Annotated in this window: 22 protein-coding genes; 7 read left to right on the top strand and 15 right to left on the bottom strand. The window is 68.9% G+C overall.

Annotated features, from left to right (window positions below; genetic code table 11):
* Nucleotides 1–2 precede the first annotated feature (2 nt).
* The gene (locus ENSA7_RS05555) at nt 3–2,918 is read left to right on the top strand and encodes a protein kinase domain-containing protein (protein ID WP_106088146.1); all 2,916 of its coding nucleotides are present in this window, start codon (nt 3–5) and stop codon (nt 2,916–2,918) included.
* On the opposite strand, the gene ENSA7_RS05550 is transcribed toward ENSA7_RS05555, so the two are convergent.
* The 8 genes from ENSA7_RS05550 to ENSA7_RS05515 form a co-directional block, all read right to left on the bottom strand.
* Complete coding sequence (locus ENSA7_RS05550; RefSeq protein ID WP_181233215.1) at nt 2,909–3,757, bottom strand: hypothetical protein; 849 nt, start codon at nt 3,755–3,757, stop codon at nt 2,909–2,911. The two genes, ENSA7_RS05555 and ENSA7_RS05550, sit on opposite strands and share 10 nt — an antisense overlap.
* Before the next feature lie 42 nt (nt 3,758–3,799).
* Entirely contained in the window at nt 3,800–4,603 is an 804-nt protein-coding gene (locus tag ENSA7_RS05545; protein WP_106088144.1) for a hypothetical protein, read from the bottom strand.
* Nucleotides 4,587–5,138 (bottom strand): RNA polymerase sigma factor, encoded by a 552-nt coding sequence (locus ENSA7_RS05540; protein ID WP_106088143.1) that lies wholly within the window; start codon nt 5,136–5,138, stop codon nt 4,587–4,589. The genes ENSA7_RS05545 and ENSA7_RS05540 overlap by 17 nt, the downstream gene beginning before the upstream one ends.
* Before the next feature lie 41 nt (nt 5,139–5,179).
* Nucleotides 5,180–5,524 (bottom strand): hypothetical protein, encoded by a 345-nt coding sequence (locus tag ENSA7_RS05535; protein WP_106088142.1) that lies wholly within the window; start codon nt 5,522–5,524, stop codon nt 5,180–5,182.
* Nucleotides 5,525–6,339: 815 nt separating this feature from the next.
* Nucleotides 6,340–7,269, bottom strand: coding sequence for a hypothetical protein (locus ENSA7_RS05530; RefSeq protein WP_106088141.1), 930 nt, complete (start codon nt 7,267–7,269; stop codon nt 6,340–6,342).
* A 121-nt stretch (nt 7,270–7,390) separates the two neighbouring features.
* On the bottom strand, nt 7,391–8,200 hold the full coding sequence (locus ENSA7_RS05525; RefSeq protein WP_244923720.1) for a tRNA(His) guanylyltransferase Thg1 family protein: 810 nt from the start codon (nt 8,198–8,200) through the stop codon (nt 7,391–7,393).
* Nucleotides 8,197–8,607, bottom strand: coding sequence for an AAA family ATPase (locus ENSA7_RS05520; RefSeq protein WP_244923719.1), 411 nt, complete (start codon nt 8,605–8,607; stop codon nt 8,197–8,199). The genes ENSA7_RS05525 and ENSA7_RS05520 overlap by 4 nt, the downstream gene beginning before the upstream one ends.
* A gap of 139 nt (nt 8,608–8,746) precedes the next feature.
* The gene (locus ENSA7_RS05515) at nt 8,747–9,757 is read right to left on the bottom strand and encodes a zinc-binding alcohol dehydrogenase family protein (protein WP_106088140.1); all 1,011 of its coding nucleotides are present in this window, start codon (nt 9,755–9,757) and stop codon (nt 8,747–8,749) included.
* A gap of 103 nt (nt 9,758–9,860) precedes the next feature.
* On the opposite strand from ENSA7_RS05515, the gene ENSA7_RS05510 reads away from it, so the two are divergent.
* Nucleotides 9,861–10,796 (top strand): LysR family transcriptional regulator, encoded by a 936-nt coding sequence (locus tag ENSA7_RS05510; protein WP_181233213.1) that lies wholly within the window; start codon nt 9,861–9,863, stop codon nt 10,794–10,796.
* On the opposite strand, the gene ENSA7_RS05505 is transcribed toward ENSA7_RS05510, so the two are convergent.
* A complete protein-coding gene (locus ENSA7_RS05505) occupies nt 10,682–11,416 on the bottom strand; it encodes a pyridoxamine 5'-phosphate oxidase family protein (RefSeq protein WP_106088138.1) in 735 nt (244 codons plus the stop codon). The genes ENSA7_RS05510 and ENSA7_RS05505 overlap by 115 nt on opposite strands.
* Nucleotides 11,417–11,474: 58 nt before the next feature.
* On the opposite strand from ENSA7_RS05505, the gene ENSA7_RS05500 reads away from it, so the two are divergent.
* The gene (locus tag ENSA7_RS05500; RefSeq protein WP_106088137.1) at nt 11,475–11,669 is read left to right on the top strand and encodes a type 2 periplasmic-binding domain-containing protein; all 195 of its coding nucleotides are present in this window, start codon (nt 11,475–11,477) and stop codon (nt 11,667–11,669) included.
* 132 nt (nt 11,670–11,801) lie between these two features.
* On the opposite strand, the gene ENSA7_RS05495 is transcribed toward ENSA7_RS05500, so the two are convergent.
* The 3 genes from ENSA7_RS05495 to ENSA7_RS05485 form a co-directional block, all read right to left on the bottom strand.
* Nucleotides 11,802–13,430 carry a hypothetical protein gene (locus ENSA7_RS05495; protein ID WP_146157365.1) on the bottom strand — a complete coding sequence of 543 codons (1,629 nt, stop codon included), beginning with the start codon at nt 13,428–13,430 and terminating at the stop codon, nt 11,802–11,804.
* Nucleotides 13,431–13,510: 80 nt separating this feature from the next.
* The gene (locus ENSA7_RS05490; protein WP_106088135.1) at nt 13,511–14,074 is read right to left on the bottom strand and encodes a Uma2 family endonuclease; all 564 of its coding nucleotides are present in this window, start codon (nt 14,072–14,074) and stop codon (nt 13,511–13,513) included.
* Between the two features lie 217 nt (nt 14,075–14,291).
* Entirely contained in the window at nt 14,292–14,894 is a 603-nt protein-coding gene (locus ENSA7_RS05485) for a cysteine hydrolase family protein (RefSeq protein ID WP_106088134.1), read from the bottom strand.
* A gap of 51 nt (nt 14,895–14,945) precedes the next feature.
* Here ENSA7_RS05485 and ENSA7_RS05480 point away from each other — a divergent pair, with 51 nt between their 5' ends.
* Genes ENSA7_RS05480 through ENSA7_RS05470 form a run of 3 tightly spaced genes read left to right on the top strand, consistent with a single transcriptional unit; the run spans nt 14,946 to nt 17,758 of the window.
* On the top strand, nt 14,946–15,677 hold the full coding sequence (locus ENSA7_RS05480) for a FadR/GntR family transcriptional regulator (RefSeq protein ID WP_106088133.1): 732 nt from the start codon (nt 14,946–14,948) through the stop codon (nt 15,675–15,677).
* Nucleotides 15,674–17,035 carry an FAD-binding oxidoreductase gene (locus ENSA7_RS05475; protein WP_106088132.1) on the top strand — a complete coding sequence of 454 codons (1,362 nt, stop codon included), beginning with the start codon at nt 15,674–15,676 and terminating at the stop codon, nt 17,033–17,035. Before ENSA7_RS05480 ends, ENSA7_RS05475 begins: the two co-directional genes overlap by 4 nt.
* Nucleotides 17,036–17,041: 6 nt before the next feature.
* Complete coding sequence (locus tag ENSA7_RS05470; RefSeq protein WP_106088131.1) at nt 17,042–17,758, top strand: MOSC domain-containing protein; 717 nt, start codon at nt 17,042–17,044, stop codon at nt 17,756–17,758.
* A 323-nt stretch (nt 17,759–18,081) separates the two neighbouring features.
* Here the strand turns inward: ENSA7_RS05470 and ENSA7_RS05465 are convergent, their stop codons facing one another.
* Both ENSA7_RS05465 and ENSA7_RS05460 read right to left on the bottom strand, forming a co-directional pair.
* Nucleotides 18,082–19,104, bottom strand: coding sequence for an LLM class flavin-dependent oxidoreductase (locus ENSA7_RS05465; RefSeq protein ID WP_106088130.1), 1,023 nt, complete (start codon nt 19,102–19,104; stop codon nt 18,082–18,084).
* A gap of 151 nt (nt 19,105–19,255) precedes the next feature.
* On the bottom strand, nt 19,256–21,613 hold the full coding sequence (locus ENSA7_RS05460) for a hybrid sensor histidine kinase/response regulator (protein WP_181233211.1): 2,358 nt from the start codon (nt 21,611–21,613) through the stop codon (nt 19,256–19,258).
* Between the two features lie 444 nt (nt 21,614–22,057).
* Here ENSA7_RS05460 and ENSA7_RS05455 point away from each other — a divergent pair, with 444 nt between their 5' ends.
* Nucleotides 22,058–22,543 carry a VOC family protein gene (locus ENSA7_RS05455; RefSeq protein WP_106088128.1) on the top strand — a complete coding sequence of 162 codons (486 nt, stop codon included), beginning with the start codon at nt 22,058–22,060 and terminating at the stop codon, nt 22,541–22,543.
* Nucleotides 22,544–22,562: 19 nt separating this feature from the next.
* Here ENSA7_RS05455 and ENSA7_RS05450 read toward each other — a convergent pair whose 3' ends face one another.
* The gene (locus tag ENSA7_RS05450; RefSeq protein WP_146157364.1) at nt 22,563–23,399 is read right to left on the bottom strand and encodes a formylglycine-generating enzyme family protein; all 837 of its coding nucleotides are present in this window, start codon (nt 23,397–23,399) and stop codon (nt 22,563–22,565) included.
* Nucleotides 23,400–23,402 lie beyond the last annotated feature (3 nt).

Genomic DNA, 23,402 nt, shown 5'->3' with positions numbered 1-23,402 from the left:
TCGTGCCCTGCCTGACCGCCAACCAGCTCAGTGAGTACATCGAGGGGGTGTTGCCCGCGAGCGAGCGAGCCGCGGTCGAGAGCGAGCTGGCCAGCTGTGACGAGTGTCGTGCGCTGCTGCGCGACTGGGCACAGACCACGCTGCGCTCGATCGACGCTCGGGAGCAGCCCACCGCCCCGGAGCAGCCCCTCGTCCATCGCCGGGGCGACCGACTCGACGCCTACGAGCTCGTCGACTACCTGGGCGCGGGTGGCATGGGCCTGGTGTTCACCGGCCGCGACCTCGAGCTCGATCGAGACGTGGCCATCAAGGTGGTCCGCCCCAACCTCGTGGCGAGCGCGGCCGCGGCCGAGGACCTGCTGGCCGAGGCGCGGGCGATGGCGGCGGTCAAGCACCCCAACGTCGTCTGCGTCTACGCGGCCGGGCGCGCCGAGGGGCTGGCGTTCATCGCCATGGAGAAGGTCGACGGCGCGCGCTTGACCGAGTGGCTCGGCGAAGGCCGAGGCCAGGCGGCGGTGCTGTCAGTGTTCTGCGGCGTAGCTCGAGGGCTCGCGGCCCTGCACGCGATCGGCTTCGTGCATCGGGACGTCAAGCCCGACAACATCCTGGTCGAGCGCGATGGCACGGCCAAGCTCGCCGACTTCGGCCTCGCCCGTCGGGGCGTCGGGGAGGAGTTGGTGGGGACCCCGGCGTTCATGGCCCCGGAGGTCCGCGCGGGCGTCGGGGCCAGCCCGGCCAGCGATCAGTACAGCTTCTGCTTGACCCTGCGACAGACCTGGCCCGAGGCGCCGCCCGAGATCGCGGCCATCGTCGCGCGGGGCCTCGAGCCGGAGCCCGAGCGCCGCTGGCCCGACATGGGCGCGCTCGCCGACGCGATCGAGGTGATCGCGGCTGGCGGGCGACCTCGCCGGCGCTGGCTCGCCGTCGCCGCGGTCGCGACCGCCTCGACGGTGGCCCTCGCTGTTGGCGTGTTCTCGGCCCTCGCTCCCGAGCCCGATCAGGACCGCTGCAGCGGACTCGACGACGGGCCACGCGCGCTGTGGGGCTCGCAGCGGCGGGCCGCGGTCAGGCGGCAGTTCCTGGCCAGCGAGCGCCCGTGGGCCGAGCGCGCGTTCGATCGCCTCGACCGTGGGCTGAGCGCGGCGACCGAGGACCTCGGCGCTGCCCGGCGACGGCTGTGCCTCGACTCGCCTCCGCCTGTGCGGGCCCGGGCTCGCCGGCTGTGCCTCGACCGGGTCTCGACGGACCTGGCCGACACGGTCGCTCACCTGACGACGGCGGACCCTCAGGCCGTCAACGCCGCCGCCGAGCTGGTCGAGTCGCTCGCCGATCCACAGCGCTGCTCGGGCGACGACTCCATGTCGGCGACGGCCAACCCGATCGCCGCGGCGGTCGGCCAGGCCGAGCTGCTCAACGCCGCGGGCGACTACACGGGTGCGCTCGAGCGCCTCGCCGCCATCGAGGCCGCGGTCTCGGCTCTGGAGGCGGACGACGAGGGACAGGCGGACCTCGGTCTCGCCGTCCGCTACCACCTCGCGCGAGCCAGCGTCGCCCAACGTCGCCAGCGCTACGACCAGGCCGCCGACGCGCTGGAGCGGGCCGCTCGCCCGGCCGCGGCCGCCGGGCACCCCGGTCGGCTCGCGGAGGTCCACACCCAGCTGGCGGTCGTCACCGGCTACCACCAAAGTCGCGTCGAGGTCGGCCACGCACACCTCGAGACCGCCGCGGCGTGGGCCGAATTGGCAGGCGAGCCGCGGGTCCTCGCCGAGCTCGAGGACGCGCGGGGGCTCGTCGCGGCGGCCCAGGGTGACTACGAGGGCGCCGCGCAGGCGTTTAGCCGCGCCGTCGCGGTCCGCGAGACCCTCGACGATCCCCTGGGTGAGGCCGAGTCGCTGTACCTGCGCGGCACCTACGGTCGCTACCTTTCAGACCGGGAATCGAGCGCCGCCGACCTCGAGCGCGCGCTCGAGATCCGTGAGCGCGAGCTTGGCCGGGCCCACCCGGATGTGCTGCGGATCTACGGGTCCCTGGGGCTGTTGGCCTCGGCCAACGGAGCGGTCGAACCCTCGCTGGAGTGGTTTCGGCGCGCGGCCGCGGAGGCCGAGGCCACGCTCGGCTCCGACGACCTCGAGCTCGCTCGCCACCTGCACGCTCTGGGCAGTCAACAGGTCATTCACGGCGACTACGACGCGGCCGAGCGAAACCTCGAGCGCGCCCTGGCAATTCGCGAGCGCCAGCTCGAGGCCGCGGACGTCGACATCGTCCGCACGCTGGTCGGCCTGGCCTCGCTGAACTACTACCGTGGCGCCTACGCCGAGTCTCAGCGGTACTACGCCCTCGCCCTCGAGCTCGGCAGTGAGGCGTATCCGGCGACTCACCCCGAGCTCGGCATCCTCGCTCGGGGCTACGGTCTCGCCGCCCTCGGGGCTGGCGATCTCGACCTCGCGCGTCGCCACATCCAGCGCGCGGTCGACATCGCTCGCGAGCACGCGGGGTCGGCCGACCTCGCCGCAGCGCTGAGCGACCTCGGCCTGGTCGAGGCCATGGCCGAGCGCTGGCAACCCGCTCGAGAACGGGTGTCCGAATCCCTCGCCCTGCGCGAGGCGGCCCAGCGCGTCGCTGACCCCGACTGGGCCTACTCCTACGCGCTGCTGGCCGAGATCGAGCTCGAGCTGGGCGAGGTCGACAGCGCGGAGCTGTCGATCGAGCGGGCCATCGCCCTGCGTACCCAGCACGGCGTCGCGCCCAGCCTGATCGCCGAGTGCGAATTCGTGCTCGCCAAGATCCAGTGGCGCCGCGGGCAGCGAGCGCGCGCCCGCCAGACCGCTCGAGCGGCGTTGACTCGACTCGGTTCCGCTCGGCCCGCGCTCGCCGAGGTGATCCGCGAGTGGATCACCTCACCGAACGATCACGGGTAGTCGATGACGACCACGAACTCGGCCACGTCCGGCGCGAAGGCCCCGACCGTTCGGGGGTATGCGATCACGGCGATCGTGGTCCCGGGGGTCACGGCGTAGAGCGCGGCCGTGTCCCACAGCGCCCCTGCGACCGCCGATGCCTCCTCGGGGAGGACATGGAGATCGCCGACGACGAAATTATAAGGCCACAGCTCCACGGCCTGTGGCGGCTGGGTGTCGGCGCAGCCAGTGCCGAGCATCAGCGGGTCTTCGACGTGTTCGGGGTGGAGGATGTCGCCCATCCCGGCCCACACGATGCTGCCCTCGAACAGCAGGCCCGAGCGCTTGCTGAAGTAGGTCACGCCGCCGAAGTCGCCGGGCGACGTGTACAGCACGTAGGCGTCCTCGGTCGTGCTCTCGTCGTTGCCTGGCCACGCGCTCATCATCTGAGCTTCCTCGAGGCTGAGGTCGGGAGTGGGCGGCGCACAGTTGATATGCCAGCCGATGAACTCGGCGGTCTCGTAGGTGTAGCGCAGCACCAGCGCGCAGCTGTTGCCGTTGCCCTGCTCGTCGGAGAGCTTCTGCTCGAGGGCCGCGAGGGCTGGGGCGCAGCTGTCGTCGGCGCCGGTCTCATCGGTGCTCGATGTGTCGCTGCTGTCCCCTGGCTCGCCCGATTCGCCCGACTCGTCCGACTCGCCTGACTCGTCCGACTCGCCTGACTCGCCTGACTCGCCTGACTCGCCAGACTCGCCATCGAGCTGGCCGATCTGCTTGTCGGGGCCATCGCAGGCCGCGAGGGTCAGCGCCAGTCCGGTCGCCACGCAGAGCAGCGCGGGAAAGCGCAGGTGAGATCGCATCATTGGCTCGTTCATTACCTCTCTCATGGCCGGCTCGATCGCGAACTATTCACGCAGAGCCGGACAAATTTCGATGACGCGCGCGGCGGGTACCCGGCCCCCCGCGCGCAAGGCTGCGGCGGTCTTGCGTGCGTCGTCGAGCTGCCCGAGGGCGCACTGGGCCTGAACCCGAAGGAGCTCGCGCTCGTCCTCGAGCTGCCCGCGGGGAAACTCGCGGCGGTGTTGGTCGAGCAGCGCGAGGGTCTGGTCCGCCGAGTGTGCAGCGCGGGCCCGCTCGAGCAGCGCGAGTTCGGCGGTCAAGCTGTCGGCCTCCGGTGCGGTCGGCTCCGGTTGCGACGCGGACGCTCGACCCGAGTCCAGCTGTGTGCGCGCATCAGCGAGCGCGGGCGTGTCGCCAGCGACACGCTCGGCCGGCGCTGCATCGCGCAGATGCTCTGCCGCGGTCTCGTCGGTCGCCATCGGAGCCGCGATCTCCTGCTCGGTCTGAGTGGCCTGTTCGATCTGATCAGGGACATCGGCGGTAGCTGGGCCGGTCGGCGCGAGCGCGTGATAACCGAGCGCGGCGACGCGCAGACCCAGCAGCCCAGCCCCAGCAAGCCCGACCGTTGCGCCAATCACCTTGGCCGCGAAGCCGAGCTGCGATCCGCTCGAGCCCAGACCGAGCTCGCCGCCGGATCCATCGAAGCCGCCATCATCGAGACCACCGTCATCGGAGCCACCGTCATCGGGACCCGGCCCCACTCGCGCGGCGACGGCAGACCACATCCGATCCTTGGTGGGCCCGTCGGGTTGTGCGAGGGCGCGCAGACGGTCGAGGTCCGCGCGGATCGACTCATCGAGATTTTGCATGCTGTCGCTCCTGATTGGGCTCGTCGAGTTCACGCGCGGTCATGGCTCGGGTGACGTGCGCGCGCGCTCGACGAAGGCGCGTGTAGACCGTGTTGAGGTTGCAGCCCAGGGCCTCGGCGATCGCGGGCGCGGTCAGTTGATCGATATCGGCGAGCACGAAGATCTCCCGGTAGACAGGATCGAGGCTGTCGATCGCCTGGGCCAGCGCGACGAGTCGGGCGCGCCCCTCGATCCTGGCCTCGAGATCCTGCGGCTCGGGCGGGACCAGCGAGGCCAGCTTGCGTTGGCGACGTCGCTGGCCGCGGTGATGGGTGGACGCCACGCGCCGGGCGACGCCGTACAGCCACGCGCGCATCGTCGCCCGATCGTCCCACGCCCCCCACTGCCGATGGGCGACCACGAACACCTCTTGGGTCGCGTCCTCGAGGGCCGAGGGATCCACACCACGACGCGCCAGCACACGCCAGACAAAGTCGACGTGTGCGCGGTACGCCGCCGCGAATTCCGCGTCGGCGCTGCGGGTCGCTGACCCCATCGCACCCCCATGGCCGGCTCGTCCGCGATCCGTTCGCCCGGTCATGGAAGCCGCAGCTCGACGCCAACTAGGCCCCGGACGCTGACGGGAGCGATCTGTTGGATCTCGGCGGTCTCGACCGAGAAGCTCCCGCGCTGCAGCGGCACGGCGAGCTGAACATCGAGACCGACGGCGAGGCGCTCGATCGGGCTGAACCACAGACCCTGGCCGAGCGCGAGGGCGACCCACAGCAAGCTGGCCTCGTCGACCACGGGGAGCTCGTCGACGCCGCGGCCGCGGACCTGGCCGAGCTCGCCGCCGCCGCAGATCGGCAGCTCGATGCGCTCACGGGCACCGACCGCGGGGACGAAGCAGCCGCGGCCGGCGATGAACCACCCGTTGAACACGCCGCCGACGTTGGCCTGGCGCGGATCACCCGAGGGACGACCCAGCTCGCGTCAAGCTGGGCGCGCCAGCGTGGGCCGAGCAGCGCGAGCCCGCCACCGAGCGTCGCCGTGCCAGTGTTCGTGGGTCCATAGCCGCCGCCTGCGTGAAGCCGCAGCGCCGCTCGGACCGCTGACGCTCGCCGCTCGCCGCCGCGCGCGGGGGGAGCCGCTCGAGTCGGCGGACGCGGGTCGGGCTCGGGGTCGGGCTCAGGCTGGACGTCGGGCGGGAGCTCCGGTTCGGGCTCGTTCTCAGGCTCGGAGGTCACATGGCTCTGAAGGGTCTGCGCGCTCGCGACTGGATCGAGGAGCACGGCCACGAGCAGCGCCGTCGCGCTGACGAGCACATCGCACTCGCGTGACTCGAACTGACGATCGAGGGTGGTGGTCTGCGGGGCCGTGAGGGTGAGCGTGACGACGTAGCCCGTCGCGCTGCGCTCGACCGTGCCACGCAGCGACGCCGTGGGGGCGCGGGTCGAGACACCAGGGGCGGCGCGCTCGATCCGGTCGAGGAGCTCGCGGCCGTCGGGGCACTCGCTGGGGGCTTGCCAGCTGATCGCCATGCGCTCGTCTGGGCGCTGAACCGGCGGGCGAGCCATCAGGCTCGCCGCGAGCGTGAGATGGGCGAACACGGGGGGAGTGTACACACGCGGAAGAGCGGAGCACCTCGCACTGGCGCCCGACGCTCGGCCGTAGATGATCCCACGGCTGAGCCTCTCTCAGCGGTGGCGTCAGAACGATGCTTCCCGTGCTCGGGCTCCTCGCCAGATCGAGCCTACTCAGAATTCGAGCACGACCCCGACACCACCACCCCCCGGCACCCAGGTCGGTCCGATCCCGGTGAGTCGCGGCCCCCCACCAACGCCCGCCGCTTGCCCGCCGGACTTGCCCCGCCGGACCATGCGCAGCGCGAGGAGGGCCGCCCCGCCGATCAGCAGCGCGCTACCAGCCACGAAGCCGACCGCGGAGACACGCCTTCGAGTCACGAGCTGATCCTCGAGTTCAGAAGGGCAGGCCGCGACGCCGTTGCAGCTGAAGTTGCTGCCGAAATAGTCGCCGGGCATGGACGAGTGTCGATCCCCGACCACGTCCAGCTCGTTGCGGGTGCTCGTGGCCATGGCGGCGCCGACGGTCCCGAGGCCGAGGCCGACGCCGCCGAGAGCGAGGAGGGCCACGCCGCCGATGAGCAGGCGCTCGTCGTCCTCGTCGCCCTCGCTGTGCTGGTCGTCCTCGTCGAGGCTGAAGGGATCTTCGCTCTCGGCGGCCTCGCCGACGGCGTTGAGCTTCAGAAAGCTCGCCTGGCTCGCGCACCCACTGGCGTCGAGCTCCTCGATCATGCGCTGGGCCTCGTCGAGCTCGTCGACGTGCTTGTCGTTGTCGGCGTAGGTCAGAAAGTGGAGCAGGTAGTCCTGCGCGCGGTCGCAGTCGCCGGCCTCGTAGGCAGCGACGGCGACCTTGTGGGCAAAGCCGTGCTTGCCGGGGACGAGGAAGTAGGCCTGCTCGTAGTGATCGGCAGCCTCGGCCCATTTGCCCCGTTTGGCCAGCCGCTCGGCCGCGACATACAGCTTCTTGGCTTGCGCGAGCTTCTCGTCCTCACTGAGCGGCGCGTTGCTGGCGGGGGCGGTCACGGCCAGGGGCTGCCGCGCCAGGCTGGTGACGGGAAGCGCGAGCGACAGCGAGATCGTCAGCGGGATGCGGATGAGGTGCATGGCAGGGCGACGGGTGAGCGACGCCAGCCATTGTCAATGAGGCGACCATGGGCCGTTAAGTGCCAATTGACTCGGAACCAGCGTGGCACCGAGGGCCGACGAACTCGATGACCTGGTTCGATCAGTCCGAGCTCTGGGCGACCTGCGGCTCGGCTCCCTCGAACACGACCGCGACGCGGTTGATGACCTGGTCGAAGGGCGGCATGTCGATGCGCTCGACGTGGCTGCGGCTGACCATTAGATCGGGATCGCGGCGCGCGGCGTGCTGCGGTGGCAGCAGCTCGATCTCTTCGGCGCTGAAGGGTCGCTGAACCTCGCGGCGCTGAACAAAGCAGCCGCGCTTGAAGAACGGCGGGTAGTCGTTGAAGTTGACCCCAGCTCGAAACAACAGCTCTTGCTGCTGCCCGGAGCTGCACCCCATGACCTCGTCGTGAGTGTAGTAATGGCGGGCCGCCATCGAGATCGCGTTCTTGGTCGCGTCTCGCTCGCGCCACAAGAGCGTGTTGGCGGCCTCTTCTGGGTTTGGCACCGTCCAGACCCGACAGTCGAACAGCGCGGGCTGATCGCGTCGCTCGGGCAGTCGCTCGGCGACGCCAGCGTTGAACCACGCCGTGGTCATCGACGCCAGCGTCGAGGTCAGCTTCTGAATGCGGCCATCCATGAACGGCTGGGCCGCGAGGGTCGTGGTGTGGAACACCAGGCTGATCTCGTCCGACTGCGTGTAGCCGATCACCGCCTGGGTCTCACCGACGAGCTGTGTGGTGACCTGCTGCATGAGCGCGGACAGGCGTTCGTCGTAGGGGCGCGCCAGACCGTCGGTCCAGCGTGAGAACCGCTTGCCGTCGATCCGGGCGCAGATCGGCAGCAGCGGCATGGCGCGACGGCCAGCCTCGCGGCGCTCGTAGAGCTTCATGCGATCGCCGAGGCTCACGCGGCCTCCGTGACGGTGCGGACTTCATCGAAGCCCTCGTCGTCGGTGACCGCTTCGAGCTTGGCAAAGGTCCCGCGGATCGCGATCTCGGACACCCGCGCGGCGGCTTCGCGCGCGGCGTTGCGAGCCAGCGCGAGCTCGAGCGGGACCGAGAACACGACCACGATCGTGCGAAAACCGGCGGCCTTGGCCGCGGCCACGTAGCGGGCCCGGGTGTCGCGCTTGGGGTTGGTGTTGTCGATCACGAAGGCCTGTCCGACCGCGAGGCAAGCGTGCATCAGCACGGCCTCGCGGTTGCCGGTGCGCAGCATGTCCCGGTTCAGGCGCACGTGGGTGTCGGCGTAGTGCCGGGCGAAGAAGGTTGACTTGCCGCTACCCTGCACGCCGACGAAGACGACTGCTTCCATGGGGGCAAGGTAGCATGGGTCGCCGCGTGCGATGCTGTCCAAAGCCAAAGGTGGCGGGCAGGCATGGACCAGCAGCATGACGCTCCTGCACACGAGGAGATTGAGGTTGTTCGACGCCGAGGCAACCGAACTCGAGCCCTCAGCGATCAAACCCGGCAAGCACGATCTTGCCGCGCGATCCTCCACTCTCGATGAGCGCGTGCGCCCGCTTCAGGTGCGTCGCGTCGATCGGGCCGAGCTCCTGCTGCAGCGTCGTGCGGAGCACCCCGGCGTCGACGAGCGACGCCACCTCTGCCAGCAGCCGCCCCTGCGCGGCCATGTCCGTCTCGTACATCGAGCGCGTGAACATCATCTCCCAGTGCAGCGACAGGCTGCGCAGCTTCATCTGCATCACGTCGAGCTTGCGCGGCTCGTCGATGAGCGCGAGCTGCCCGAAGGGCGCGAGGAGCTCGACGAACTGCGGGAAGTAGACATCGGTGTGGGTGAGGCTCGCGACGTGCGTGACGGCGCCCACGCCGAGCGCCTCGATCTGCGGCCCGAGGGGCTCGCGGTAGTCGATGACGTGATGGGCGCCGAGCGCCTCGAGCCACGTTACGCTCTCGGGCCGCCCCGCGGTCGCGATCACCGTCGCGGACGTGAGCCGAGCGGCGAGCTGCACGAGGATCGAGCCGACGCCACCGGCCGCGCCGGAGACGAGCAGCACGTAGCGACTCGGAGCCTTGCCCAGCTGCAGGCGAAAGCGCTCGAACAGCAGCTCCCACGCGGTGATGCTGGTGAGCGGCAGGGCCGCTGCCTCGGCCGGCGACAGCGAGGTCGGCGCGAGCGCGACGAGCCGGGCGTCCACCGTCTGCAGCTCCGCGTTGCAGCCGGCTTCGTTCAGCGCGCCCGCGTACCAGACTCGGTCGCCGATCGAGAAGCCGCGGGCCTCGTCGCCCATCGCCTCGACCACCCCGACCGCGTCCCAGCCGAGCACGCGAGGCCCGTCCGGCTCCACGCCAGCGCGGATCTTCACGTCCACCGGGTTCACCGAGACCGCCTCGACCCGCACCAGCAGCTGCCTCGCGCCCGGCGCGGGGTCGGGTAGCTCGAGATCCACGAGTGATTCGGGGTGGTCGATCGGCAAAGATTGTTTGTAAGCGACGGCTTGCATGGGTGTCTCCTCCGTGGGTGTGAAGAGACTTTGGAACCGTAATTGGTGGCCGGAAAGCGGAACTTCGTTGAAGGACCTTCAACGAGTGGTTGATAATGGGCGCATGAAGCTGGATGAGATGGAGCTGCTCGTGCGGGTCGCGGAGACGGGGTCGATGACGCTGGCCGCTCGCCAGATGCACCTGACGCCGGCCGCCGTCAGCGCCGCGGTGCGCCGGGTCGAGGAGACGATGGGCGTGCGCCTGTTCGAGCGAACGACTCGCTCGCTGCACCCCACGGACGAGGGCCTCGTCGTGCTCGAGGGCTGCCAGGACGTCGTCGAGCGGTGGGAGCGGACCCTCGAGGAGGTCCACGGCACCACGCATGAGCTGGTCGGCACCGTGCACCTCTCGGCCCCGGCCGACACCACCTACCAGGTCCTCGCCCCCGTGATCGTCGCGGTCGCCGAGGCGCACCCCAGGCTGCAGGTCGTGGTGCACTCGAGCGACGCCCTGCAGCACCTCCAGCGGGACGCCATCGACATGGCCATCCGGTACGGCGCGATGCCGGACAGCTCGTTGTCGGCCCGCAAGCTGGCGGAGTCACCGGGTGTGCTCGTCGCGGCGCCCGCCTACCTCGCGCGACGAGGCCACCCGCGCGCCCCGGAGCAGCTCGCCGGCCACCGCTGCCTGACCCTCCAGCTCGCGAGCGTCGCCGTCACCAGGTGGACCCTGCACGGCGAGGGGTCCGTACATGAGGTCTCGCTGGGTAGTCCCCTGTGCGGCGACGGCCACCTCGCTCGGATGTGGGCGGTCGCTGGCATGGGCATCGCGCTCAAGAGCCTGTTCGACGTGATCGACGACCTCGAAGCGGGCCGGCTCGTCCGCGTTCTCCCCGGCTACGCGAGCTCACCGACGCCCTACCACGCCGTGTTCCCGAGCCGCCGCTACCTCCCCGCCCGCGTCCGCGCCCTCGACGTGGCGCTCACCAGCGAGTTCACCGCTCGCCACGCCCGCTGCGAAGCCTGGCTTCGCCGAACAGCGCCGTCGGCAGACGCGTGACCGGCAACGACCCGCGAGGCGTCCAACCGAAGCCGGGCGATCTCGGCCTCGAGTTCGGCGATTCGGGCATCGTGCGCGGCGATCACCCTCGCCACTCGTTCGGCAGGCAGCAGCATGGGGATGTGCTGGGGGCAGTTCGCGTCCCAGGTCCGAACCTCGAACAGGATCGCGCGCTCGGCCCGGCCGCCACCCTCCACCCGAAGCTGGTCCATCAGCGCCGCGTCGCCCTCCACCACGCGCGCCGTACCCCACAATTTCAGCCGCCGCCGCGCCTCGAAATCCATCGCGAAGAGGAACGCGGCGGGGTTCTCCGACAGGTTGCCAACCGTGACGTATTGCCGATTGCCAGCGTAATCCGCGAGGCCGATCGTGTGTGCGTCGAGCAGCTTCAGAAAGCCGGGCGGGGCGCCCCGGTGCTGGATATAGGGCTGCCCCGCGCGGCTGGCCGTGCCGAGAAAGACGCTGTCGCGGGCCGCGAGGAAGGCGGCGGCTTCGGGCGTCAGCCGGTCGGGCCAGGGACGTCTTGATGTCGCCTTCTCGTAGACTGCACGAGAGCCGCGCACGGTCTGCGCCGCTTTCACGGCGTCGGAGAAGGCAATGTCGCTGGGGGTCTCGCGCATGGCTCAAATCCCCAGGTCAAGCGCGAGGGGTGATCGACCTGGCGGCGCGCGGTCTGGGATGCTGTCCTACCAGGTCGCGGACGCGATCCACACCGGGCGGCTCTGCCCGGTGCTCACCGAACACGAGCCCGAGGCCTGGCCGGTGAACCTGGTCTACACCCCGCGCGAGCTCCTGCCGCAGAAGCTCCGTGCGTTTCTCGACTTCGCCGCGCCCCGGATCGAGCGGGCGATCCAGTCGCGCGGTGCCCCCTGATCGTGTCGGTGCTCGGTGGTGGCGTGCTGTCGATGCCCCGCTCCGCGGACCGGCATACTGCGAGCGCCGAGCGACAACGGCAGGAGCGGCCCCAGATGTGCCTGGCGTCGTGAATTCAAACTGATTGGTGCTCTAGCCGTTCGGGATCCACCGCGGGATGCCAAGATCCGGCACCTCGATGCTCCCGGGACCGAGCAGATCCTCGACAACCCAAGGGTCGTCGGGCGCCGGACCGAGGCGCGCGTAGCAGCGCCCCCCGGGCGCGATCTGCAGGCCAGCCCCGTACCCGAGCTCGACGTAGGCGTTGTCCTGGGGTCGCATGATCTGGGTGGAGCCGCCGAGCAAGGCCTCCATTGGCGGGGGATCCCAGACCCCGGGGCAGCTGCCGGTCTCGTAGGCGGTCAGCCAATAGGTGCCTTCGTGCATCCCGAGGTAAAGGCCGGCGAATTGGCTGACCGGCAGGCTCAGCTCGGCGGGCGCCCAATCGTCGTTGACGCCGACCAGCTCCCAGATGTTCGCGCTCGCTGCGTCCCGCCAGACCGTGAGCAGCTCGCCCTGCGCCCCGACGACAGGCAGCGTCACACAGCCCGTGGCCGAGTGCCCCTCCGGCGGGATCATCGAGACGTCGTTGCTGGTGTCGTCCGCGGCCAGATGCAAGTAGCGGTGCTGCCCGTTGTTGCTCAGCCGCACCAGCACGTCATGGCCATGACCGCGCAGGCCCATGAGGGTGAGGTTCCAGGCGCCGAACAGGTAGGGCTCGAGCTCCGGCCACGGTCGCAGCGTGACCTCGTTGGCGTGCTGCTCGACGACGTGGAGCTCACCGTTGATCGAGCTGAGGTAGATGAGCAGCGACTCGGAGCGCAGCCATATGCTGTTGTAGTCATCCCAGATCGAGTGGGCGAGCCCAACCTGCTGCTTGGTGACCACATTGCGGAATCGGGGGAAGCTCTCGCCAACCTCGATCGCCATCCAGTCATCGGGCATGACGGGGCCGGCGGCCACGCCGGTGAAATGATCGACCAAGCCGTCGGGCCCGAGCACCCGCGAGTAGCTGTTATCGGAGTTGTTGTAGGGTGAATAGGCGAAGAAGGCCACGCGCCCATCCGAGGCAACAAAGGGCGCTCGCCCTTCGGGCTCCCACTCGTCATCGGCGAGCTCCCACACGACCGACCCCGTGTCGCGGTCGTAGACGCGGTAGTGCGCGCGGGTGTGTACGTCGCCGCCGAGGTCATCGTAGACCCCGACAAACACCGACTCACCGCGCGCGTCCATGATCAGGTCGAGAGCGGCGTCGTTGGCCGCCGCGGGCAAGCTGGTGTCGAGCTCGATCGTGGCCTCGTCGTCGCGCAGCAGCGTGACCGTGAGGGTGTCCTCGTCGAACAGGGTCATGATCCCACGCCCCGGCTCCCAGCCACACAGGCCCTCGGGTTCCTCGCCCGTGTCCGTCTCGCCCGTGTCCGTCTCGTCGGTGTCGGTGTCCGTCTCGTCGGTGTCGGTGTCCGTCTCGTCGGTGCTCGAGTCGGTCTCGGTGCTCGAGTCGGTCTCGGTGCTCGAGTCGGTCTCGGTGCTCGAGTCGGTCTCGGTCTCGCCTGTGCTCGAGCTGGTGTCGCCCGGTTCTCCAGTGGAGCTGGTGCTGGTGTCGGCGCTGGTCTCCGATGTCGAATCGGAGACCTCTCCGCCCGGCTCGACGCAGCCAACCACGGCGGCGACGCTCAGCACGAACGAGGGAGAGAGGAGCCGAGCTGCTCGCTGCGGTGTCATCGCGCCCACAGTAGCATTACTGTCAGCCCGAGCCGTCGGCGACTGACCCGAACTGCAGCTGCGCGTCCGCAAATTCTGATTCACTCCGCGCCGAAGACCTCGTCCACGAGCAGCGTGCACCCGACGCTGTCGAGCACGAGCGACTCGCCGGCCCCGGCCTCGACGAACTCCCAGCGTCCGCGCTGGCCCCGGACGAACAACTCGATCCGCGGCGCATCCTGGGCCACCAGCAAGTACGCGCGCAGTGAAGGGATTCGTCGGTAGTGGGCGGCCTTCTGCCCGCGATCGTAGGCCTCCGTCGAGGGCGACAGCACCTCGACGACCAGCGTCGGATTCGTGACCCCATCTGGATCGTCCGAGGCGGTCGTCGCCTCGCCGCACACGATCGTGAGGTCCGCGTACGTCGCGATGTTGGTGGCCAGTGAGCGAACACGCAGGTCCGCGCTGTAGACCCGGCACGGACCACCGAGCAGCGCGTTGCCAAGTACCCGCGCGAGCGTCGCTTGCAATCGCGCGTGCTCGATCGTCCCACCGGCCATCGCAAAGACCTCGCCGTCGATCCACTCGTGACGTTGCGCGGCCTCTCGCTCGAGCCGCAGGTACTCCTCGTAGGGGACGCTGGCTGTGCTCGCAGGCTCGGACATGCGATGAGCATAGCCGAAGGCTCGGCGGTGTCGGAATTCAGCCGCAAGGCTGGAGCGTCTGGCTGCCACCATGACGCCCTCACTCTGGCTGAGCGGCGATATCCAGACCGAGCTGGCGACACCGCGCAGGCGTTGCGCACCTACTCGGCGGTGACCGAGCTGCTGCGTGAAGATCCCGAGGCCCAGCAGTACGCCGCAGGTCCCATCACGTCTAGCGCTACAGCATCGCCACGAACGCGCTCGCGGTCATCGGCTTGGAGAACATGCCAAAGTCGTGCTCGATCGCGTTGTCGTGCGCGGCTTGTGACGTGGCCGCGGCGCAGTCGGTGAGGGTGACGACCTCGTAGCCGTTCTCGTACGCGCTGCGCATCGTGGACTCGACGCAGCAGTTGGTCAGGAAGCCGCCGAGGACGACCGTCTCGATGCCCTTGCTGCGGAGCATGAAGTCGAGGTTGGTGCTGGCGAAGGTGTCGAGACCGCGCTTGCCCTCGACCACGATGTCGGCTTCGTGAGGGGCGAGCTGGTCGACGATCTGAGCGCCCCACGTCCCCTTGACGAAAGCCTGGTTCTCGACGACGCCCGCGAGGATCCCGTACGGATGCTTGGTGATCTCGTTGTAGCCCTTGGCGAAGCTGATGGGCGCGTGCATCACGGTCACGCCGGCTGCCCGCGCACGCTCGACCAGCGACGTCGTCTTGGCGAGCATCTCGGTGCTGTCCATGACCGCCTTGACCGCGTCGTGAAACGCGCCGCCGGGGCTGGTGAAGTCGTTTTGGTATTCGATGAGGACGAGGGCGGTCTTCCCGGGATCGAGGGCCATGGCGCGAGGCTATCACTTGTCTGACAAGCGGACTAGTGATAATCCTCCACGATGTCAGATGCGTTCAGCGCCGTCCTGACCGAGACGGCGCGCCTGCCGTTGAGCCTCTCGATCGCGCGCAAGCTTCAGCAAGCGATCGTCTCGGGCGCGCTCGAGGATGGGACGCCGCTGCCGAGCGAGAAGGAGCTGTGCGAGCGTCTGTCGGTCGGCCGGTCCACGGTCCGCGAGGCGCTTCGGATCCTGCAGGCGCAAGGGTTGGTGACCGGCGGGGATCGGGTCTCGACTCGTGGGCCGCGGGTGCATCGTGGTGGCGCGCTGCCAACCGCTGCGTCGGCGCTGAGTACCGCGGTGCTCCTGGCGAGGCTCCCCTGCGACGACCTCGTCGAGCTTCGGCTGCTGATCGAGGCAGAGGCGGTGCGGCGTGCAGCCGAGCTGCGCGACGAGGATGCGCTGGGGCGGGCCCGGGCTGCTCTGGACGTGATGTTGGACTGCCAGACAGATCCCGAGGCGTTCTTGCAGGCCGACGTCGCCTTTCATACCGCGCTCGTCGAGGCGTCCGGCAACCGAGCCTATGGGCTGGTGATGGCGGTGGTCCGCGAGGCGATGGCGACCCACCTTCGAGATGCGCTGACCGTGGCCACCCCGCTCGACGAGACCCTGCAAACGTTGGGTCGAGAGCACGCCACCTTGCTCGACGCGATCGCGGCCGGCGACGCGAACCGTGCCGAGGCCTTGGTCTGCGCGCACATCTCGGGCTTTTACTGGGGCGCGCCGTCGCAGTGAGCACCGTCGTCCAGCTGCTCGAGGCCGAGCTCCCCGACACCGAGCTGAGCACCGACGCCGACGTGGCGCAGACCTATGCCGCCGACCAAGCCGGATTCTGCCCGGCGGGTCGAGCGGCTGCGGTCGTCCGCGCTCGCTCGGTCCACAGCGTGCAGACGGTCATGCGAATCGCCTCGGCCACGGGAACGCCGGTCGTGCCTCGCGGCGCCGGGACCGGGCTGAGTGGAGGCGCCAACGCAGTCGATGGCTGCATCGTCCTGTGCCTCGAGAAAATGGACCGGATCCTCGAGCTCGATCCGTCGAGCAGGCTGGCGCGGGTCGAGCCGGGCGTTCTCAACGGGAGCTTGGATCGTGCGGCTCGAGCGTACGGCCTGATGTACGCGCCCGATCCGGCCAGCCGAGACATCTCGACGATCGGGGGAAACGTCGCGACCAATGCCGGTGGTGCGTGCTGCTTGAAGTACGGTGTCACGCGGGATCACATTGCGCGACTGGTGGCCGTGCTCGCCGACGGCTCGCTGATTCGAACCGGGTCGGACACGCTCAAGAACGTCGCCGGGCTCGACCTGACGTCGCTGCTGGTGGGCTCCGAAGGGACGCTGGCGGTGGTCGTCGAGGTCTGCGCGCGGCTCATGCCCGCTCGACCCGCGTGCGGCACCATGGTGGCTCAATTTGCAGACCTGGCCGCGGCCGGTCGGGCGGTCGTCGAGCTCGCGGGACCGCGCAACCTGTCCAAGCTCGAGATCATGGATCGCACGACCGTGCGCGCCGTCGAGGCGATCGCCAACATGGACCTCGACACGAGCGCCGCCGCGCTGCTGCTCGCGCAGGCCGACACCGTCGATGCCCCCGCGATCATGGCGGCCAGCGAGGCGACGTGCGAGCGGCTCGGCGCCACGTTCGTGGCCACGACGCTCGACGAGACCGAGGGCGAGCTGTTCATGCGGGCACGGGCGATGGCGCTGCCGGCGCTCGAGAAGCAGGGACACTGCCTCCTGGACGATGTCGCGGTGACGATCCCGCGCGTACCCGATCTGCTCGAGCTATGCGCCGCGATCGCCGAACGCCACCGGGTCACGGTGGGCACGTTCGGCCACGCCGGGGACGGAAACCTGCACCCGACGATCGTCTACGACGCTCACGACCCGGCTCAGGCGGCCGCTGCCCTCGCCGCCTTCGACGACATCATCGCGGGCACCTTGAAGCTGGGGGGCTCGGTCACCGGCGAGCACGGCGTCGGCATGCTCAAGCGGCCACATCTCGCCCGGATGCTCGGCGAGCGCGAGCTCGCGCTGATGCGCGGCATCAAGGGGGTGTTCGATCCACGCGGCATCCTCAATCCGGGCAAGGGCTACTGACTCGACATGAAGCCCCACCTCACGACCGTCACCGGCCTCTTCATCGGAGAGGTCGAGGCGCGCTGGCCCGGCCGCAAGCCCACCGCGATCGCCAAAAAACCTGTCGTGGGCCCTGTCGAGCTCACCGCGACCGGTCTCGTCGGCGATCAGCAAGGCAACAGGAAAGTACATGGCGGACCCGAGAAGGCCCTCCACCACTACCCCGCCGACCACCTCGGCTTTTGGCGCGATCGCTTCCCCGAACAATCACCTTGTTTCGTCCCCGGCTGCTTTGGTGAGAATCTCTCGACCATCGGAATGACTGAAGCGAACCTGTGCCAGGGCGACATTCTACGCATCGGGACCGCGCTCGTTCAGGTCTCGCAAGGGCGCCAGCCCTGCTGGACGCTGAGCACCCACCTCGGCCTAAAGGACCTCGCCCTCGCGGTCCAGACCACCGGCCGCACTGGCTGGTACTATCGGGTCCTCGAGGTCGGCACCATCGCCCCAGGTGACCCTGTCAGCGTACAGGAGCGCCCGCTCCCCCAGTGGCCCCTCGCGAGGCTGATCCCGTTGCGGTTTCAGCGACACATTGACCCCGAGGTCGCCCGTGAGCTGTCGGAGCTGCCTAGCTTGGCCGCGGGGTGGCGAGAGGCCTTCAGGAAAAAGATGTCACGCGATTATGTCGAGGATACGAGGCCGCGGCTCGGGCCCGAATCACCGGATGTCCCAGAGGAGGGGTAGAGACGACCGACGCCGCGGACCGTGATGATGGTCCGCGTGAACGGGTGCCGGTGATCTGCTCGAGCTGATGTCGGAGGTACTGCGGCGCAACGACGACCGAGATATTGTGGAACTTGTCCTCGTTGACCCAAGCTGACCGGTAGCCGGGCGAGTAGATCGCCGAGCGGTTGCGCGTGACCGTGGCTCTGTCGGCTCCGAATTCCACGCGAGGGCTCCCCTGCCCCGCCAAACTGATGATTGTGTTCGCTACAGAACCACGCAGACGACCGCCGCTATCGAGGTGTTGCCGCAACCGTTCACCCACAATACCGTGGCTCCCGTGGTCATGGCTGTGGGGCTGTCGCGGCGTTGCTGGTCTTGATATCGGCGACAATCTCATAGGAGCGCCGGCGGTCTTCGTGACGGTACAAGCTCGAGTAGATGATGATCTCATCGGCCGCGGTGGCGGCGATGAACGCGTTGAGCTTGGCCTCGACGGTCTCTGGGCCGCCGATGATCGCCGCGCCAAGGAAGCGCTCGACGGCTGCTCGTTCAGCGGGGCTCCAGCGGCCATCCATGGTCCGGATCGGCGGGGGCACGGGCGTGGGGACATTGCGGAGCAGATTGAGGATCTGCTGCTGCGCGGAGGTGGAGAGGTGGCGGGCGTGCTCGTCGCTGTCGGCGGCGATCACCGGAACGCCGACCATGGCGTATGGCTGCGGGCAGACGGCGGATGGTGTGAAGGACTCGCGGTATAGATGCAGCGCTTCGTGCAGCAGCTGCGGCGCGAAGTGGGCGGCGAAGGCGAAGGGCAGGCCGAGGAGGGCGGCGAGCTTGGCGCTGAAGGTGCTCGAACCGAGCAGCCACACGGGGACCTGCGAGTCGGCGCCTGGGATCGCCTTGACCCGCTGGCCGGGGTGCGGCGGACCCAACAGGGCGATCAGCTCCTGGACCTGGGCAGGGAAATCATCGGCGGCGGAGGCATCGCGGCGCAGCGCACGGGAGGTGAGCTGATCCGTGCCGGGGGCGCGGCCGAGCCCGAGATCGATGCGACCGGGGTAGAGCGCCTCGAGGGTGCCGAACTGCTCGGCGATGATGAGCGGCGCATGATTTGGCAGCATGATGCCGCCGGCTCCAACGCGTAAGCTGGTGGTCGCCGCGGCGACGTGGCCAATCAGCACGGCAGTCGCGGCGCTGGCGATACCGGGGATGTTGTGATGTTCGGCCAGCCAGAACCGGCGATAGCCGAGCGCCTCGACGTGGCGGGCCAGGTCGACGCTGTTGCGAAAGCTCTCCGCGACCGTGCCGCCTTCCTTGATCGGGGAGAGATCGAGGACTGAGATGGGGATCTTCGCGAGGTGTTGCATTCGAAGCGCTGAAACCTGGGCGTCAGGTCGTGGAGGGGACATCTGTATCGCACGGCGACGGGTGAGCCTGACAGAACCTCGCGCACCACCAGCCGGATCCTGAAGGAGGTTGAACTGCCCCTGGAATTCGTCGGGACGGTCCGCGTCCAGTTCAGCGGCTGATCCGGTTCCGGGCATGCGCCTCGAAGCAGGCGCGCATGTTCAACAGGAGCTGGTGCCGACTGATCGGTTTGGCGAGTTCGACGCAGTGCAGGCCGGGTCGAGCCGCTCGCGGCGCGTCCCCGTACCCGGTGAGCAGGATGACCGGGACGTCGAATCCTTCAGCGCCGAGAGCATCGGTGAGGCCGTGGCCGTCGAGTCGCGGCATCTTCACGTCGGTGATCACCATGTCGATGGAGTCGGCGTGCTGCCTTGCGACATCGAGGGCCTCGAGGCCGTCGATCGCTTCGAGGACGACGTACCCGGAAGCTCGAAGCACCTGCGACAGGACCTTGCGTACCATGACGTCGTCGTCGCAGAGCAGCACGGTCTCCGTCCCAGATGCGCGGTCGAGAGGCGGCAGCGTTCCCTCCTGCTTCGACTGGCGTGTGCAGCCCGGGAGCGACAGCGTGACCGTCGTGCCCCGTCCGAGCTCGCTCTCCACGGACGTGCGCCCACCGAGGTCCTCGACGATCCTGTAGATCGTGGCGAGCCCCAGCCCGGACCCCTGTCCGGAGTCCTTCGTGGTGAAGAAGGGCTCGAAGATCCTGCTCATGACCTCCGGGGACATCCCGCAGCCCGTGTCGGAGACGAGCAGCTGCACCCACGGCGCGCCGTGATCTTCAGCATCGGCCACGCGCGTCTCGATGGTGATGCGACCGGACCCTGCCACGGCGTCCTTGGCGTTCACGACCAGGTTGAGCAGGATCTGCTGGACATCGGTCGGTATGCACTCGATGGCAGAGATAGCCTCGTCGCAGCGAACCTCGAGCTCCACCGAGTTCCCGACGAGGTGCTGGAAGACGTGACGAAGCTCCTCGATCTCCCCGTTCAAGTCGACTTCGCGCGTGCTCTCATCGCCCTTGCGGGCGAACGCCAGCAGCCGATCCACGTGCTCCGCGGCACGCTCCGCGGCGCGCCCGATCGACCCCAAGTACTCGATGGCGGGGCTGTCCGGGTCGAGGTGGTCGGCGAGCATCTCCGAGTTCCCCGTGATGACCATGAGCAGGTTGTTGAAGTCATGGGCAACCCGGGCGGCCAGCGTGCCGACCGAGTGCATCTTCTGCGCCCTTTGCAGATGCTGGCTCTCCTGCCGCCGGCGATCCGTAATGTCACACACGACTCCCACGACACGCTCGAGTTGGCCGTGGTCGTCGTGGATCGGCGTGCCACGCTCCGAGACCCAGCGCAGGCCGCGAGCCGGTGAGGTGACCCGGTACTCGACATCGAACGCGGCGCCCGCGATGCCGGCCTCGAGGCTCGCCTTGGCGAGGTGGCGGTCCTCGGGATGAACGAGGTCGAGCCAGGCGGAGCGGTCCTCGTGACTGTTGCCGGCGTGTCCAAAGATTCGCTCGTACGCGCTCCCCACGAAGCTGAACTGGTGGGTCTTCGCGTGGTGCACCCAGGCGTAAGCCTCGACGCTGTCTGCGAGCTTCTCGAGGGGCTCGCGCATGAGGGCGAGACGGTTTGCGTCGGCGCGCACCGCCCCGACCTGCGCTTGAAGTGAATTGAACGAGGCTTGCAGCGCCTCCGTGCGCAGCAGGGCCTCGGCGCTCATGGCCGCGTCCCCACGGGACACGGTCAAAACCAGTCGCCGCAACGAGGAGAGATCCGTGACGAGTTGCGTGTGAAGGACGCTCGGATGGCGCAACACGTTCGGCTGACTGGAGTAGTGAGCGTCGATCCAGGCCGCGATCTCGATCTGCTCCGAGAGGAGCTGCTGGACGTCGCCCTCGTGGGTCAGGCCCGGGAAGCTCTCCGTCCAGAAATGTGCGGCCCGGATGAAGGACAGCAGCTCGACGAGGCTGCAGTAGTCCTGCGGCGAGAGGGCGTGCCGAAGGGCCTCGTTCGGAAACACAGCGTGTGCCGAGTGCAGGAACACAGCGACGCAGCAGCCAAAGATGGCGTCTTCGAGCTCGCTCTGGGGCGGGGGCCACGGCATCGGTCGGCCCGACACGCTCAACAGGCGCTCGGAGTGCCGCACGATCTCCTCGCTGCTCGGCGGCTCGCGCCTGAGCAACTCGAGAACGTCTGCTCCCGCCATGGGTGGGCAAGCGGCGTCGCCCGAGATGAAGCCGCGACCCATGAGAAACGCCGCGTGCCGCGTGAGGCAGTAACGCACCGAGCAGAACCTCGAGAGGTAGACGAACAGGCGTTCCTTGAACAGCGCGGGCAGGGAGTTGTCGAGGTACGCCGCCTGGGCGTGCAACCAGAGGTGTCGTGACACGGTCTCGTTGGCGCGCGCGAGCCCGAAGAACGACGGGCAGACGCCCATGCGCCTGGTGATCTCTTGGCTGAGGTTTGAGTCCATCTTCGAGACATGTGCGGCTTGGTCGAGTCCGGCTGCCAACATGGAGCACTTCCCGGCAGGCGTCGACAGAGCGGGGGGCGCCTCCCCAACGAAGTGCCGCCGAGGCGCGAAGCCTTGCCGCAAACGACCTCCGACCCGGAGATCCTGCGATCAGCTCGTGAAGGCGCGCGCGGGTGGAGCACGTGCGCGGGGAGCAGCGACGCACGGGTGGCCGCGATGGTGTCCGCAAACTGCGACCGCATGATGGCACTTGGCGGCAGGCGACCGCTGTCGTTCTCCAACGTGCACGACACAGCAGCGCCCGAATGGGGAAAGGCGGGTTCGTGCTGCCACCCAAACTCGATGACACTTGCCCGAGTTCATGCGAACCTGCGCGCAATGAGCCTCGCGGCGATGCCGCCAACAGACCGTGCTCACGAGCAATTGAAGAAAGGAAACACTCAGATGACTGAACTCGTAACCTGCGTGTGGTTCGACCATGGAGAAGCGCGCAAAGCCGCTGAATTCTATGCCGCGACCTTTCCGGACAGCCGAGTCGAGCGTGTGAATACGGCCCCCGCCGACTTCCCCGGCGGGCGGGAAGGCAGCGAGCTGACCGTCGAGTTCACCGTGGTGGGGCGCCGGTTTGTCGGCCTCAACGGCGGCCCGAACTTCAAACCGGACGAAGCGGTCAGCTTCATGGTGATCACCGAAGACCAGGAGGAGACCGACCGCTACTGGAACGCCATCGTCGGCAATGGCGGGGCCGAGAGCGCCTGTGGCTGGTGCAAGGACCGCTGGGGCGTTTCCTGGCAGATCACGCCGCGGCTGCTACTCGACCTGACGACGGGCACCGACCGCGACACGGCCAGCCGCGCCTTCGAGGCGATGATGACGATGACGAAGATCGACATCGCCACCCTCGAGGCTGCGACCGCGGCTCGTTCGTAGGTCTGTGCCCGACAGCTTCTCAGCCAGCGCAGCAGCGGAAGCCGACCGAGACGACCTGCCGCATCCGAGGCCAGCGCAGGTCCCCCGCCATCGCGCAGCGCAGGCCCACGTCGTTGAACTCGAAGCTCCCGCCCCGAATCCGGCACGGCGCGTCGGGCTCGTCCCCGTCGCAGCCGTTGTCCCACTCCGCCGCGTTGCCGCTCAGATCGTAGACCCCGCTGTACGGGTCGACGGCGGAGTGGCAGCCCGCGAGGGTCCCGACCTCGACGAAGCCCCAGGTCGTGTAGTCCTCCGCGTCGGCTCCCCGGCAGGTCAGCGGGTCATACTCGTCACCGTACGAATACTCGGACTCGCCGCCCGCGGTACAGGCCGCGTGCCACTCGCTGACTGACGCGTCGGCGTACGAATCGAACTCATAGCCGCCGCCGCCACCACCGATCTGGCCACACAAGCGCTTGCCCGCGGCCTCGCAGTAGGCCCGCGCGTCGCACCAGTCGACACACACCACGGGGTAATTGGCCTCGTGATCGGGTGGAGGCCACGCGCAGCTCGGCTCGAAGTCCTGGTTCTCCGCGCACGCGCTGGGTTGGCCGCTGGTGCTCGGCGCGGTCTCGAGCCAGGCGCTGTACTGCGCCCGCGTGACCTCCGTCGTGTCGATGCAGAATCCCTCAGGTAGCTCGACCATGCTGGGACCCATCCCGCCGTCCGCTTGGCCTGCCGGGCAGGTGATGTCCTCGAGCGGCGGCGGTGCGTCCTCCGATGCGTCCGTCGTCGCCCCGAGCGCGAGCAGCCCGAGCAACGCGGCGATACAGCCGGTCGCGGCGATCTTGATCTTGGTAGTGGTATTGGTCGTCATGGC

The organism is Enhygromyxa salina, from assembly GCF_002994635.1.
GTDB classification, from domain to species: Bacteria; Myxococcota_A; Polyangia; order Nannocystales; family Nannocystaceae; genus Plesiocystis; species Plesiocystis salina_B.
This window is presented reverse-complemented; position numbering and strand designations above follow the sequence as displayed.

Coding starts and splice junctions, on each gene's coding strand:
- ENSA7_RS05550 (WP_181233215.1), bottom strand. CDS start 3,757: ATGATGCGATCTCACCTGCGCTTTCCCGCGCTGCTCTGCGTGGCGACC.
- ENSA7_RS05545 (WP_106088144.1), bottom strand. CDS start 4,603: ATGCAAAATCTCGATGAGTCGATCCGCGCGGACCTCGACCGTCTGCGC.
- ENSA7_RS05540 (WP_106088143.1), bottom strand. CDS start 5,138: ATGGGGTCAGCGACCCGCAGCGCCGACGCGGAATTCGCGGCGGCGTAC.
- ENSA7_RS05530 (WP_106088141.1), bottom strand. CDS start 7,269: ATGCACCTCATCCGCATCCCGCTGACGATCTCGCTGTCGCTCGCGCTT.
- ENSA7_RS05520 (WP_244923719.1), bottom strand. CDS start 8,607: ATGGAAGCAGTCGTCTTCGTCGGCGTGCAGGGTAGCGGCAAGTCAACC.
- ENSA7_RS05515 (WP_106088140.1), bottom strand. CDS start 9,757: ATGCAAGCCGTCGCTTACAAACAATCTTTGCCGATCGACCACCCCGAA.
- ENSA7_RS05510 (WP_181233213.1), top strand. CDS start 9,861: ATGAAGCTGGATGAGATGGAGCTGCTCGTGCGGGTCGCGGAGACGGGG.
- ENSA7_RS05505 (WP_106088138.1), bottom strand. CDS start 11,416: ATGCGCGAGACCCCCAGCGACATTGCCTTCTCCGACGCCGTGAAAGCG.
- ENSA7_RS05500 (WP_106088137.1), top strand. CDS start 11,475: ATGCTGTCCTACCAGGTCGCGGACGCGATCCACACCGGGCGGCTCTGC.
- ENSA7_RS05495 (WP_146157365.1), bottom strand. CDS start 13,430: ATGACACCGCAGCGAGCAGCTCGGCTCCTCTCTCCCTCGTTCGTGCTG.
- ENSA7_RS05490 (WP_106088135.1), bottom strand. CDS start 14,074: ATGTCCGAGCCTGCGAGCACAGCCAGCGTCCCCTACGAGGAGTACCTG.
- ENSA7_RS05485 (WP_106088134.1), bottom strand. CDS start 14,894: ATGGCCCTCGATCCCGGGAAGACCGCCCTCGTCCTCATCGAATACCAA.
- ENSA7_RS05480 (WP_106088133.1), top strand. CDS start 14,946: ATGTCAGATGCGTTCAGCGCCGTCCTGACCGAGACGGCGCGCCTGCCG.
- ENSA7_RS05470 (WP_106088131.1), top strand. CDS start 17,042: ATGAAGCCCCACCTCACGACCGTCACCGGCCTCTTCATCGGAGAGGTC.
- ENSA7_RS05465 (WP_106088130.1), bottom strand. CDS start 19,104: ATGCAACACCTCGCGAAGATCCCCATCTCAGTCCTCGATCTCTCCCCG.
- ENSA7_RS05460 (WP_181233211.1), bottom strand. CDS start 21,613: ATGGACTCAAACCTCAGCCAAGAGATCACCAGGCGCATGGGCGTCTGC.
- ENSA7_RS05455 (WP_106088128.1), top strand. CDS start 22,058: ATGACTGAACTCGTAACCTGCGTGTGGTTCGACCATGGAGAAGCGCGC.
- ENSA7_RS05450 (WP_146157364.1), bottom strand. CDS start 23,399: ATGACGACCAATACCACTACCAAGATCAAGATCGCCGCGACCGGCTGT.